The 13,634-nt window shown below is 30.0% G+C and carries 16 protein-coding genes; 10 read left to right on the forward strand and 6 right to left on the reverse strand.

Going from position 1 to position 13,634, the window contains the following annotated elements:
- A partial coding sequence (locus tag ACWI69_RS10545) for an FAD-binding protein (RefSeq protein ID WP_448821798.1) occupies nucleotides 1-397 on the forward strand: 397 nt, incomplete at its 5' end.
- Nucleotides 398-472: 75 nt separating this feature from the next.
- Here the strand turns inward: ACWI69_RS10545 and ACWI69_RS10550 are convergent.
- Complete coding sequence (locus tag ACWI69_RS10550; RefSeq protein WP_448821799.1) at nucleotides 473-1,645, reverse strand: iron-containing alcohol dehydrogenase; 1,173 nt, start codon at nucleotides 1,643-1,645, stop codon at nucleotides 473-475.
- Between the two features lie 12 nt (nucleotides 1,646-1,657).
- The gene (locus ACWI69_RS10555) at nucleotides 1,658-2,266 is read right to left on the reverse strand and encodes a Crp/Fnr family transcriptional regulator (RefSeq protein WP_448821800.1); all 609 of its coding nucleotides are present in this window, start codon (nucleotides 2,264-2,266) and stop codon (nucleotides 1,658-1,660) included.
- 114 nt (nucleotides 2,267-2,380) lie between these two features.
- On the opposite strand from ACWI69_RS10555, the gene ACWI69_RS10560 reads away from it, so the two are divergent.
- The 8 genes from ACWI69_RS10560 (at nucleotide 2,381) to ACWI69_RS10595 (ending at nucleotide 9,612) form a co-directional block, all read left to right on the forward strand.
- Nucleotides 2,381-3,694: a thymidine phosphorylase gene (locus ACWI69_RS10560; protein WP_448821801.1), complete on the forward strand. Its 1,314-nt coding sequence runs from the start codon at nucleotides 2,381-2,383 to the stop codon at nucleotides 3,692-3,694.
- A gap of 29 nt (nucleotides 3,695-3,723) precedes the next feature.
- Nucleotides 3,724-4,389 carry a deoxyribose-phosphate aldolase gene (deoC, locus tag ACWI69_RS10565; protein WP_448821802.1) on the forward strand — a complete coding sequence of 222 codons (666 nt, stop codon included), beginning with the start codon at nucleotides 3,724-3,726 and terminating at the stop codon, nucleotides 4,387-4,389.
- Nucleotides 4,390-4,391: 2 nt separating this feature from the next.
- Nucleotides 4,392-5,057 (forward strand): Crp/Fnr family transcriptional regulator, encoded by a 666-nt coding sequence (locus ACWI69_RS10570; protein WP_448821803.1) that lies wholly within the window; start codon nucleotides 4,392-4,394, stop codon nucleotides 5,055-5,057.
- Nucleotides 5,058-5,127: 70 nt separating this feature from the next.
- Entirely contained in the window at nucleotides 5,128-5,604 is a 477-nt protein-coding gene (locus tag ACWI69_RS10575; protein ID WP_448821804.1) for a DUF1456 family protein, read from the forward strand.
- 138 nt (nucleotides 5,605-5,742) lie between these two features.
- Nucleotides 5,743-6,750 carry an anaerobic sulfite reductase subunit AsrA gene (gene asrA, locus ACWI69_RS10580; protein WP_448821805.1) on the forward strand — a complete coding sequence of 336 codons (1,008 nt, stop codon included), beginning with the start codon at nucleotides 5,743-5,745 and terminating at the stop codon, nucleotides 6,748-6,750.
- Entirely contained in the window at nucleotides 6,743-7,537 is a 795-nt protein-coding gene (gene asrB, locus ACWI69_RS10585; protein ID WP_448821806.1) for an anaerobic sulfite reductase subunit AsrB, read from the forward strand. Before asrA ends, asrB begins: the two co-directional genes overlap by 8 nt.
- Before the next feature lie 9 nt (nucleotides 7,538-7,546).
- Entirely contained in the window at nucleotides 7,547-8,539 is a 993-nt protein-coding gene (gene asrC, locus ACWI69_RS10590; RefSeq protein ID WP_448821807.1) for a sulfite reductase subunit C, read from the forward strand.
- Nucleotides 8,540-8,583: 44 nt separating this feature from the next.
- Entirely contained in the window at nucleotides 8,584-9,612 is a 1,029-nt protein-coding gene (locus tag ACWI69_RS10595) for a metallophosphoesterase (protein WP_448821808.1), read from the forward strand.
- 57 nt (nucleotides 9,613-9,669) lie between these two features.
- On the opposite strand, the gene ACWI69_RS10600 is transcribed toward ACWI69_RS10595, so the two are convergent.
- Genes ACWI69_RS10600 through ACWI69_RS10615 form a run of 4 tightly spaced genes read right to left on the reverse strand, consistent with a single transcriptional unit; the run spans nucleotide 9,670 to nucleotide 13,066 of the window.
- The gene (locus ACWI69_RS10600) at nucleotides 9,670-10,068 is read right to left on the reverse strand and encodes a hypothetical protein (RefSeq protein WP_448821809.1); all 399 of its coding nucleotides are present in this window, start codon (nucleotides 10,066-10,068) and stop codon (nucleotides 9,670-9,672) included.
- A gap of 59 nt (nucleotides 10,069-10,127) precedes the next feature.
- The gene (locus ACWI69_RS10605; protein WP_448821810.1) at nucleotides 10,128-11,603 is read right to left on the reverse strand and encodes an ABC transporter substrate-binding protein; all 1,476 of its coding nucleotides are present in this window, start codon (nucleotides 11,601-11,603) and stop codon (nucleotides 10,128-10,130) included.
- Between the two features lie 10 nt (nucleotides 11,604-11,613).
- Nucleotides 11,614-12,387 carry a glutamate racemase gene (gene murI / locus ACWI69_RS10610; protein ID WP_448821811.1) on the reverse strand — a complete coding sequence of 258 codons (774 nt, stop codon included), beginning with the start codon at nucleotides 12,385-12,387 and terminating at the stop codon, nucleotides 11,614-11,616.
- A gap of 19 nt (nucleotides 12,388-12,406) precedes the next feature.
- Nucleotides 12,407-13,066, reverse strand: a complete 660-nt coding sequence (locus ACWI69_RS10615) for an SbcC/MukB-like Walker B domain-containing protein (protein ID WP_448821812.1) — start codon at nucleotides 13,064-13,066, stop codon at nucleotides 12,407-12,409.
- Nucleotides 13,067-13,109: 43 nt separating this feature from the next.
- Here ACWI69_RS10615 and ACWI69_RS10620 point away from each other — a divergent pair, with 43 nt between their 5' ends.
- Nucleotides 13,110-13,508, forward strand: coding sequence for a hypothetical protein (locus tag ACWI69_RS10620; RefSeq protein WP_448821813.1), 399 nt, complete (start codon nucleotides 13,110-13,112; stop codon nucleotides 13,506-13,508).
- Nucleotides 13,509-13,634 lie beyond the last annotated feature (126 nt).

Here is a 13,634-nt window from a genome sequence, read left to right on the forward strand (position 1 = left end):
ACAAAAACACACTGCAAAAGGATATCATGTAAAAGCTGATACTTTAGAAGAATTAGCACAGAAATTAAGTATACCTGCAGATAAGTTATTAGCTACGAGAGAGCTTTTTAATAAGGCTATACGTGGAGAAGAAGAGGATCCTTTTAGAGCTAGACCATTTAAGAGAGAGTTTAGAACAGAGGGACCATTTTATGGAGTTCAAGTAGAATCAGCTGTGCATATGACTAGAGGTGGAGTGGTTGCAAATGAAAAAACTGAAGTTTTAGATGTAGAAGGAAATGTAGTTCCCGGAATATATGCTGCTGGTGAAGTTACGAACAGTAGTGCTGCATACAGTGCCGCGGTTATTTTTGGACGTATTGCAGGAGAAAATGCTACTAAATTTATAAATAAATAAAAAGACCTATAATCTTTAAATATGTAAAAAATAAAAACCTGAGATTTTTTCTCAGGTTTTTAATACAGCAATATATCATAAAGACATAGTTAAAATTTCTAAAACATCTTTATAACCTAATTTTTTCATTGTTCCAATAGGGCCAAATTTTGTAACACTAGCTGCCATATCTTCAAATTTAGAGCTATCAATTCCAATCTCTGTCAAAGAGGAAGGAATATCCAAAGAATCAAAAGATTCTCTAGTTTTTATAATCCCCTCTTTAGCAACTTCAAAATCATTTTCCCCAAAAATATTCCAAACATTATTTGCATACTCTACATATCTATGTACATTTTCTTTATCTAGAACATATTCCATCCAATAAGGTGTTAAAATACCAAGACCAACTCCATGAGTGATATCATACTTAGCACTCAGCTCATGTTCTATCTGATGAGTTGCCCAATCTGTAGATTCTTTTCCAGCAGATGTCAGTCCATTTAGTGCCAATGAACTCGCCCACATGATATTAGCTCTGGCTTCATAGTCTGTAGGTTTTTCATAAGCGATTGGTGCGTAGTGAATGACCGTTTTTAAAAGTCCCTCCATTATACGAGCTTGTAAATAACCTTTTTTATCTGGAGAAAAATATTGTTCAAAAAGATGACTCATTATGTCTACAGCACCAGCTGCAGTTTGATACTTATTAACAGAATAGGTATATGTTGGATCAAGAATAGAAAATACAGGTCTTAAAATATAACTACTGAATCCTAATTTTAAATTTTCTTTCATGTTAGATAAAACACTATTCCCATTCATTTCACTTCCAGTTGCAGAAAGAGTTAAAATAGAAGCTACCGGTAAGGCTTCAGTCAATAGTTCTAGGTTTTTATCAACACAAAGATCTTTCCAAATATCCCCATGGTATTTAGCTTGTGCAGCTATACCTTTTGCACAATCAATAGTACTACCACCACCAACAGCTAAAACTAGTTCTAAATTGTGTTTTCTGCAAAGATTGGCACCCTCTCGAACCGTTTCAATTCTAGGATTAGGATCAACACCAGAAAGTTCGACAATTTCAATATTCTCTTCAGTTAAAAATTTTATAACTTCATCATATAATCCATTTTTTTTGATACTATTTTTACCATAAAGTAGCAAAACTCTGTCGGCGTGTTTTTTTACTTCTTTTCCTACATTCGATACTTGTCCCTGTCCAAATAGAATCCTTGTTGGAATATCATAAACAAAATTTTTCATAAAAAAATCCTCCTATAAAATTTTAATAAAATTCTTATCTTTTGTTATGGTGCCTTTATTAATATAAAACTTGATTATTCGAGTTAGATTTCTGTAGCTCATATTAAGTCTACTTGAAAGTTCATCCAAGGATTTGAAGGTTATTTCACCACCATTGTCCTCTAAATATTTTATAAAAATATCTTTCGCTTTTAGAGTGCTTTTATAAAAGATTGCTCTATTTGTGTTTAAAAGTTTTTTATTTCCTTTAATTGCCAAAAACTTCCAGAAGTTGATATTGGTTTCAAGATAATCTTTTGCAAGTTGAAAAGGTAAGAGTATAACGACTACATCACTTTTTGCTACCACATCAAATAAAACTTCCTCTTTGTTAATATATTCAATATCTCCAAAAATTTCTAAAGGACTGAGTATATTTAAACATATTTGGTTACCGTTATCAAGAATACAAGAAACTTCAACAGTTCCTTTTACTATAAAATATATACTATTAGTGCCTTTATGAGCCTCTAGAATATACTCTCCTTTTTTATAATGTTTTATTAGTAATTTTTCATGAACTTCCTTTATTAAAATATCGTCTAAGTTGTAGAATCTTATATATTGTTCTATTTTTTTCATAAATTCTCCTTAATGAGCCAAGTGTCCTATCTATTATATAAGAATTTATATATCATAAAAATAGAAAAAATGCTAGAAAAATATATAAAATATGAAAATAAAACGAGGTGGAGTATGAGAGCGGTAGATATTATTCAAAAAAAAAGAGACAATATTGAATTGACAGCTGAGGAAATGAGCTTCTTATTGGGAGAGTATTTACAAAATCGAGTTCCTGATTACCAAATGTCTTCATTTTTGATGGCAGTTTATTTTAATGGAATGACGAAAGATGAGTTAAAAGTATTTACAGAGCTTATGATGAACAGTGGGGAAGTTATAAAGTTTGGTGGAATAGAAAAATTTTTAATCGATAAACATTCAACAGGTGGAGTAGGAGATAAAACTACTATCGCTTTAGCAGGATTATTTGCAGCTTTTGACATAGGGACAGCAAAGCTTTCTGGAAGAGGTCTTGGACATACTGGAGGAACAATAGATAAATTTGAAGCTATTCCCGGATTTGTGTTTCCAGAGACAAAAAATGAATTGGTAAAAATGGTAAATAAAGTTGGAACGGGTATTATGGGATATTCAGATACAATTGTTCCTTTAGATAAAAAATTATATTCACTTAGAGATGTGACTGCAACAGTATCAAGTATACCTTTAATTGCTAGTTCCATTATGAGTAAAAAATTGGCTGTCTATGCTGACGGAATTATTTTAGATGTTAAAGTTGGTTCTGGAGCATTTATGAAAAATTTAAAAACAGCTGAAGAGTTAGCAAAGACCATGATAGATATTGGAAATTCTTTTAATAGAAAAGTTGTAACATTATTGACAGATATGGATCAACCACTTGGATTTGCTGTTGGAAATGCCAATGAAATAATCGAAGCGATTGAAACTTTAAAAGGAAGAGGTCCAAAAGATTTCACAGAACTTGTAGAAACAATAGTAGCAACCGCTCTTCAAATTAAAGGGGATGTAAATTCTTTAGAAGAAGGAAAAGAAAAGGTGGCAGAAGTTATAAAAAATGGGACTGCAATCCAACATTTAAAAGATTTTATAGAGACTGCAGGAGGAAATCCAAAGTTAGTTGATGATTATACACTACTTCCAAAGTTTAAATCAGAATATGAATTTAAGGCTAAAAAATCTGGATGGATTTCAAAAATTGAGGCTGAAGAGATTGGAAAGGCAGCAATGGTTTTAGGAGCTGGGAGAGCGACTAAAGATGATGTAATTGATCACTCTGTTGGAGTTCTATTAACTAAAAAAGTTGGAGACTATGTTGAAGCAGGAGAAGTTTTAGCTTTTGTTCAACACAACGATAAAAATTTAGAGTCATCTGTTAAATTTTTAGAAGGTGCTTATACAATAGTGGATAATAAAGTAGAAAAAAATAAAGTAATTCTAGAAATTTTATCCAATATTGGGTTATAATAAATATAAAAAATATTTTAGGAGGAAGAATGAATTTAAGTAGATATATTGATCACACTGTATTAAAGGCTACAACAGAACCAAAAGATATTATAAAATTATGTGCTGAAGCTAAAGAACATAGGTTTTTTTCGGTTTGTGTGAATGGGTGCTACGTTGAATTAGCAGCTAAGGAGTTAAAAGGAACGGATGTCAAAGTTTGTGCTGTAATTGGTTTTCCTTTGGGAGCTATGTCAACAAAGGCAAAAATTTTTGAGGCAAAAACTTGTATAGAAGACGGGGCATCTGAAATTGATATGGTTATAAACATAGGTATGTTAAAAGCTGGTGAGACAGAATATGTTAAAAATGAAATAGCAGCTATTAAAGAGGCAATAGGAAAGAATGTGCTGAAAGTTATAATAGAAAATTGTTATTTAACAGATGATGAGAAAAAAATAGCTACTCAATTATGTTTAGACGCAGGAGCTGACTTTGTAAAAACATCTACAGGATTTGGAACTGGTGGAGCTACTTTTGAAGATATAATGTTAATGAAAGGGATTGTTGGAGATAAAGCCGAATTAAAAGCTGCAGGTGGAGTAAGAGATTTAGCTACTGCTGAGAAATATATATCTTTAGGTGTAACAAGATTAGGAACAAGTTCAGGTGTTGAATTAGTGACAACTGGAACTGCTGATCCAAATAAATATTAATTATGAATCAAGATTACTTAAGTAATTCTCTTACGAGAGAGTGCTTAGATAATTTATTAAGAGTTTCTCAATGCCAAGAGTTTAAGCAAGGAGAAACTCTTTTTTTAGAGCACTCATTTTGTGAGAATATATATTTTATTATTAATGGAAACGTTACACTATATAAAGATAATTCAGACGGGAAAAGAAAAATAATTTATTTATTGGGAAAGGATTCATTTTTGAATGATACTATGATATATGATGAATCACAAAAAACAAGTGTCAGTTGTGATGCCTTTTCTGATGTAAAAGTGATGATTGTTCCTATAAAAGAATTTAAAAAATTAATTTTTAAATACCCAGATTTAGCAATTTTGATAATAAAGTCTCTTTCAAAAAAAACAAAACGTTTATATAGACAATTAAAAAATACGACAACAATATCTATGGATAAAAGAATTGCTGCAAAATTGTGGAAATTAGCAAAAGATTTTGGTTATGAATACAAAGAGTTTCATGGGTTCACAGTGAAAGTAAATAACACATATCTTGCAGATATGTTGGGAACTAATAGAGAGACAGTTTCGAGAGGTATAAAAAAACTTAAAGAGTTAGGACTTGTAAAAGTTGAGAACGGTCAGATTTTTATTTTAAAAAGGGAGATTAGAGAATTTTATAGACGTTAAAATAAAAAATAGGAATACTCCTGTATTTATGGTATAATTATGAGTAAAATTAAAAAATTAGGAGGAACAAATGACAAATAATGATGTTCTAAGAAGAGTTAGATATGCTTTAAGAATAAACGATAAAGCTATGTTAGAAGTTTTCAAATTAGGAGGAATTAGTATTTCTTTAGAAGAGTTATCGGCTCTTTTAAGTAAACCTGAAGATGAAAACTTTAAAACTTGTAATAACAAAACTTTAGATGCATTTTTAAGTGGACTTATAACATATAAGAGAGGACCACAAAAAAATGCTCCTGAGAGAGTAGAGGAAATACCAAATAACAAAAATATAAATAATTATATTTTAAGAAAATTAAAAATTGCTTTAGCTTTTAGAAGTGAAGATATGATAGACGCATTTAAAACAGGTGGAATCAATATGTCTGAATCAGAGTTAAGTGCAATATTTAGAAGACCAGACCATAAAAATTATAGAGAAGCTGGAGATAAATATGTCAGAGTATTTATTAAAGGAATAACTGAACTTTTCAGAGGTGAAAAATAATTAGGATTATAAATTGACCTTAAAAAAGTTTATTTTTTGTCAATTATAAAAATGTGTGACTAGAATCACACATTTTTTTCTATATAAAGTAGTAGTATAAGATGTTAATATAAAAATAGTAGTATAAGAGGTGAAGAGATGAAAAAATTATTGACAAATGATGAGTTTAATATGACACTGTTAAATTTATCAAAAGAGTATGACATTTATGCTCCAGTTACACGTCCTTTTAAGGGAATGTTCTCGGATACTGATTTGGTAAAGTATGAGAAGATAACCAAATTGGAAGAAATCAATCTAAAAGATAAAAGCTACTACTCAGCCAAAGAGATTTTATTACCTATAAGACAAACGATATTCTACTTTAATGAAAATGAATTTAAAAAACCTGAGGGAATGACAAAGAAAGCCTTAATTCTATTAAGAAGCTGTGATTTTCATGCCATTGAAAGAGTTGATAATATATACTTAAATAATAAATTTGCTGATGAGTACTACGCTGATGCAAAGAAGATGGTTAAGTTTGCAGTTATTGGCTGTTCAGGAAAAGGTTGGGAAAGTTGTTTTTGTGCCTCAATGGGAACTAATACAGCAGAAAGTTATAATTTAGGTTTAACATTTAAAGAGGGAAAGATTTACGCCCACGTGAAAGATGATGAATTAAAAGAACATTTTAATAATGGAATAGACGAGGAGTTTCAGATGGAGTTTGTAACAGAAAATATTGAGAAAGTTACAATTCCTGAAAATATTGAACTTGAAAATATTATAGATGATGAGATGTGGAGAGATTATGATAGATGTATTAAGTGTGGTAGATGTAATTTTGTTTGCCCAACTTGTACTTGCTTTACTACTCAAGATATTTTTAATAGAGATAATTCTAAAACAGGAGAAAGAAGAAGAGTTTGGGCGTCTTGTCATGTAGATGGATTTACAACTATGGCTGGTGGACATGAGTTTAGGCAAAAATCTGGAGATAGAATGAGATTTAAAGTTATGCATAAAATTTCTGACTATAAAAAAAGATTTGGAACTCATATGTGCATTGGGTGCGGAAGATGTGATGATGCGTGTCCAGAATATATCTCTTATATAAATTGTATAAATAAACTATCGAAAAAGTTGGGTGATAATAATGAATAATATATATATGCCTGAAAGAGGAGAGATTTTATCAATAGTTCAAGAGAGTCCAATCGAGTGGTTATTTAAAGTAAAAACAACTATAAAACCTGCTGCGGGACAATTTATACAACTATCTATTCCCATGGTAGGAGAGGCACCAATCTCTGTTGCTAATTACAACCATGATGAAGAATGGATTGAATTTTTAATAAGAAAAGTGGGAAAAGTTACAGATGCAATATTTAATCTTCAACCGGGAGATTCAATATTTTTAAGAGGGGCCTATGGAAATTGTTTTCCTTTGGATATGTATTCAGGAAAAAGAGTGATTGTAGTTGCCGGTGGGAGTGGAACAGCTCCAGTAAGACCATTAATAAAACATTTTATAGATGATAAAAGTACAGATATTGAGCTAATTTTTGGATTTAAAGATCAAGAATCTATATTGTTTAAAAAAGAGATAGATGAATGGAGAAAAAAGGCTCCCATGATTTTAACTGTGGATAAAGGCTGTGGAATTGATGGAGAATGTGTAGGATTAGTCACAGAATATATTCCACATTTGAAGATGTATGAAAATTTTGATAATTTAGAAATTGTTATAGTAGGACCTCCTATGATGATGAAATACTCTGCATTAGAGTTTTTAAAATTAGGAATTCCAGAGGATAAAATTTGGGTTTCTTTTGAAAGAAATATGTCATGCGCTGTGGGAAAATGTGGACATTGCAAAATTGATGAAACATATGTTTGTTTAGAAGGACCTATATTTAATTATGTAAAAGCTAAAACGCTTTTAGATTAGGAGGAGACTATGGCTTTAGAGTTAAATAGAAAAAGTTTTACAAAAAATGCATATAGAATAACAAAAGATAGAAAAAAAACAGCTTTAAGAGTTAGAATTCCAGGGGGAGAGATAACGGCAGAACTACTTTTAAAGGTTTCTGAAATAGCTTCAAAATATGGAAATGGAAAAGTTCATATAACAACTCGTCAAGGATTTGAAATTAAAGGAATCGATATCACAAAAATTGATGAAGTAAATAAAAATATTCAACTTCTAATTGATGGGCTTGGTATTAACCAACCAAATGGAAAAGGTAATGGTTATCCGGCAGCGGGAACAAGAAATATAACTGCTTGTATAGGGAATAGTGTTTGTCCAAAAGCACAATATAACACAACAGAGTTTGCAAAAAAAATAGAAAAAGAAGTTTTTCCTAGTGATTTTCATTTTAAAATAGCTTTAACAGGTTGTCCAAATGATTGTATAAAAGCTCGAATGCATGATTTTGGTATAATTGGAATGACTATGCCCCTATATGAAAAAGAGAGATGTGTTTCATGTGGGGCGTGTGTAAAAAAATGTAAAGGCTTATCGACAGGAGCTTTAAAAGCTGAAAACTATACTGTTATAAGAGAACACAGTAAATGTATAGGATGTGGAGAATGTGTTTTAAACTGTCCTACTTCATCTTGGGTAAGAGATGAAAAGAAATATTATAGACTTGCTATTATGGGAAGAACTGGAAAGAAAAATCCAAGATTAGGTGAGGATTGGATTTTATGGGCTGATGAGGAGAGCATAACAAAAATTATAAAAAATACATATAGGTATGTAGACACATATATCAATAGAGCACTTCCAAAAGAGCATATAGGATATATTGTTGACAGAACAGGCTTCAATGAGTTTAAAAAATTTGCACTAGAAGGTGTTGATTTAGAGGATATAGCAATTGAAAGAAATATGGTCAACTGGAATGGAATTATATATTCCGGTGCCGAAAATGATATAGGTAAATAGATATGATTTGGATTTTGCAAAGGCTGATTATAGTGTTATTTTTTATGTTAGTAGCTGCTTATCTTTTTTATAGAATATATGGGAGTCAATGGTTTTTTTTATTAATACCAATTCTTGGGTTTTTACCATTTGTTCTTTTTTATTTTTATCGAAATAAAAGAAGTTTATCCCTAGAAGTTTTCTTAGGTCATTATCTATTCTATCTTAACTATATAATATTAGGAGCTTTAATGATTTTATCAATAGCTTTTATCTTGAAAATATTCTCGATTGATATTTTAAAAGAGATTAGTTACAGAAAGACGGTTTTCCATATTTTTATAGTTTTTAGTCTGGGGATACTATCTATTTGGGGATATAGGAATTTTAAAAATATTGATGTAGAAAACTATCGAATATTAAGTGATTTAACTCAAAGAAAAAGTGCTTTAAAATTTGCTTTTATAAGTGATGTCTATTTAAATGAAAAGTTTGATGGCAGTAAGTTAAAAGAAGCCTTTGAAAAAATGAAGAATCAAGATGTTGAATTAGTTCTTATAGGGGGAGATTTTTTAGATAACTCTTATAAAAGCGTGAGGGATGATATAAAAAGTATAATTGATGAGACAAAGTTTAAACATGGAATATATTTAGTCTTAGGAAATCATGAGTATTATGGTGGAATAGATGAAAATATTAAATATATTAAGAGTCTTGGAATAAATATTTTGAGAGACGAAGCTGTTAAAATTGAGGGGATAACTATTATTGGACGAGATGATAGATACAATAAAAAAAGAAAAACTTTAGAGGAGCTTTTAAAAAATATTGATAAAAGTAGTTCTGTTATAGTTGTTGATCACAATCCTCAATCTTTAAAGGAGTTGGGAAATGAAAAAGTAGATTTGTATTTATCAGGTCATACACACAAAGGACAGTTGTTTCCTTTTAATTTGATAGTTGATTATATGTATGAGAATTCTGGTGGATATAAGAAAATAGGGAATACACACACGTATGTAAGTTCAGGTTTAGGCACGTGGTTGATTCCATATAGAATCGGAAGCAGTAGTCAAATAATGATTTTTGATTGAAATATAAAAAAAGAGATAACTACATTACTAAGTTATCTCTTTTTGATATACATTACATTAAAAGAAAACATTGCAATGTCTTAAATCGATATTCCATAGAAGCTTAATATTTCTTTTCGTACATTGGCAACCATGAATAGCGTCAAATATAGACTCTAAATTATAATGTCTAATTATATAAGATTCAACACAGACATCTAAAGTCGTTTTTTGGTCCCTTAAATTACAAGGATATACTACAACAATCTCCTCTTTAAGTTTATCAAGTTTTTTTAAAGTATCTAAGGTAATATCATTGATATTCTCAAATCTATGTAAAACATTATTCTCTCTATCTAGAATAAGTCCTTCTCCAATGTGGAATAGATTTTCCTTAACAATATTTCTGTAAGAGTTAGTTAATTTTTCATAAGCTATAATCATGGTATCAACCCCTTCTATTATCTTAATTACCATATGTATTACCTTATAGATACTATAAAGTCAAATGCTTTCCTTTAATTTGAATCATTAGTCTAATGAATAGTTCCTAAAGAATAATCATGTATTGGGATTGGATATAGTTCAAATCCTTGAATTTTTTTATTAACTGCACCATTTAGATCTCTATAAAACAACATCACTTCACTGCTATTATCTACAATAATTTCTTGAATTTTCTGGTATATATATTCTCTTTTATTTTCATCTAAAGTACTTCTAGCTTCTTCTAAAAGATTGTCCACTTGTTTATTATTAAAAAATGTTCGATTCCCCGGAGGACCGAAAGCATTTGAATGGTGAGTTGGATAAAGAGCATAGTCAGAATCACCAGTGACACTTCCCCAAGAACCTATAAACATATCAAACTCTCCAGAATTGGTTTTGACCCAATAGATACTGGGCTCTAAAACTGCTATTTGAATATCAACTCCAACTTCTTTCAAATATCCAGCAATAATTTCTGCAGTTTGAATATCAATACTGTTGCTCATTGTAGCTAAAGTAAGAGTTTTATTTTTCAAAGGGATTAAAAGTTTTGAAGCTTCACTTTTATCATAACCTATATTTTTTAAACTTGAATTATATCCTTTTATACCTTTTGCCACAGGAGAGCTTGCAATTTCTCCCTCTCCATTTAAAACAACTTCTAAGATAGCCTCTTTATCAATTGCCAAATTTATACCTTTTCTTATATTTATATCTTTAAAAATATCTTTTTTTAGATTTAACCCCATATAAGTATAGGAATATGAAGGAGTTGATATAAATCTTAAATTTGGATTAGCATTGATAATTTTTTTATCTTGGGGCGGTAGAGATAGAGCTATATCAGCTTCACCTGTTTCTAGAGCTATGGTTCTATTTGTGGCTAGAGGGATTATTTTTATATTTATTTTTTCATATGCAGGCTTAGTACCAAAATAATTTTCAAATCTTTTCAATACAACTTTTTCACCGGGAATCCAATTTTCTAGAGTATACTTTCCAGTTCCCATTGGATGCTCTACTAAAATTTGTGGATTTTCTTCGAGATAGTTTTTACTCACAATACTCAGAGCTGGGTGAGTAAGTTGTTCTATAACTGCAGAAAATGGTTTTTCTAAAATCATTTGAAAATTATATGAATCTTTTATAATAATCTCTTTAATAGGTGGCAATAGCCCAGCGATTCTTGGAGAATTTTTCATTCTTTCAAAAGAAAATTTGACATCTTCAGAAGTTAAATTTTTTCCATTTTGAAAAAAAACATTATCTTTCAAAGTAAAATCAATAGTTTTGTTGTCTATAAACTTATAGCTTTTAGCTAATCCTAATATTGTTTCCATATCAGAATTTTTTTCCAAAAGTCTTGAATATAAAAGGCGATTTATTCTCAAAGAAAAACCATCATTTCCAAAGTGAGGGTCAAATGTTCTGGGATCTCCCTCCTGTGCTATATTAATTGTTACTGAGAGTACAGCAGTGCTAAGCACAAATATATAAAATAAAAATAAATGAATCCTTTTCATAAAATCCTCCCTACAAAATGATGTTTACAATATTATCGACAGTGGTTTCTAAAAATTCTTGAGCCACTTTTTTAAACTTTTGGGTATCACCACTAACAAAAAATTTTATCTCTCTTTTTTCAATATATTTACTTTCTCCTATAATTAATTTTAGAGATTTTGCAGTTTCTTTAGCAGGATCTATAATCTTCTTTGTAAAATATCTTTTTATATATTTTTTTATCAATGGATAATGAGTACAACCTAAGATGAGGGTATCTATATTTTTAGGTAAGTTATTCAGATATGTTTTTATTAGTTGACAACTTTCCTCATTATCAATCCACCCTTTTTCTATCAGCTCTACAAAAAGTGGACATTTGACTTGATATATTTTTAAAGTTTTATCAATTTGATTAAACTCTTTTAAATACACATTCATTTTAATTGTAGCAGGAGTAGCGATAACTCCTATTCTTTTATTTTTAGTTTCTCTTATTCCCTCTTTAACGCCGTTTTCTACTACTCCTATAACAGGGACCCTATACCGTTCTCTCATTATAGTCATAGCAGCGCCAGTAGCAGTATTACAGGCTATAACAAGGACATCCACTTTTTTTTCATAAACTAAAAAATCTGAAACTTTTAAACAGAGTGCTCGAATCTCTTCAATCTCTCTATCTCCATAAGGAGCGTGTAAACTATCTCCAAAATAGATGATATTATCATAGGGGAACTCTTTTAGAATCTCTTTTAGCACCGAAATTCCCCCTACTCCAGAATCAAATACTCCAATTGTTCTCATTGAAACCTCACATTCATTTCTATATTAATTTTATTATACTACCTGATTCCCCGGGAATTGCGGGAGTGACTTCTAATCTTCTAGGAATTCTTATTTTAAGGTCTTCAACATGACTTATAATTCCTATTTTCATTTTTTCTTTCCATCTAATTTCCTCTAAAATTTCAATAACTCTATCTAGAAGCGTGGCATCTAAAGTTCCAAATCCTTCGTCTAAGAAGAAAAACTCAAGTTGTATTTTCCCCTTTAATTGTAATTGGCTAGATAGAGCTAACGCTAGTACTAAAGAAACAATAAAAGTTTCTCCTCCTGAAAGTGTTGAACATTCTCGAGTAAAATTGCTATTAAAGGCGTCAACAATATTAAAATCGCAATTGTTATCCACCGTTAAAATGTATCTTCCTCTTGTAATCTTTTGTAATCTTTTAGAAGCTTCATAAGCTATATAGTCCAATTTTTTTCTAGCTAGAAATTTTACAAATTTTCTTCCTTCAAATTTTTTTTGAAGGGTTATAATATCATCTTGTTTTAAAATTAATTTATTTATTTTCTCCAAAATCTCTCTAGATTCTTTGGCTAACTGTTCAAGTCGTGCCAAATCCCTTTTATTTTCAGTAATTTCTTTAAATTTAGCATCATTTTCAGTCAAAACACTATTCAAATCTGCTTTATTTAACAAAATTATTGATTTTTATCGAGAGTTTCAACCTAATAACATACCAATGTTAAGTTCATATGTACAGCTGATAGGAATAGATAACATAATTGTAGAAAATACTAATGCAGAACCAGGGAAATATCTTGCAGAATATGGTGTTTATGTTTTTGCTATAACTGTTGGTGGTAATGTATTGTGTATTGATACAAATGATGTCAAAGAGGGAGATGCAAGTGTTTTGATTGCTGATTCTAATTTTTGCTCATATAATGAGGTTTATGATTGTATTGAAATAGGAATTGTACCAGAAATGTTACTAGATGATTTATCAAATAATGGAATAGTTCGTTTGAATTATATGAATATTAAAAAATGTTTGAATAAAATAGATGATTCGTGTTTAGATTTTATGATGAAACTTTCGAATGAAGAGTATGAAGATATAGAGGAATTTTTAGAATAAACTTAATAATAGGGCTTGTAATATATTGCAATAAGGTTATGATAAATATTCCTGAGGGTGAAAATTATTTTATGCTAGAATTTTCTTCTCCTCAAAAGGTAGCAGAACAGACGTTAGATGTTGAGG

The sequence above is a fragment of the Cetobacterium sp. genome (assembly GCF_977044495.1).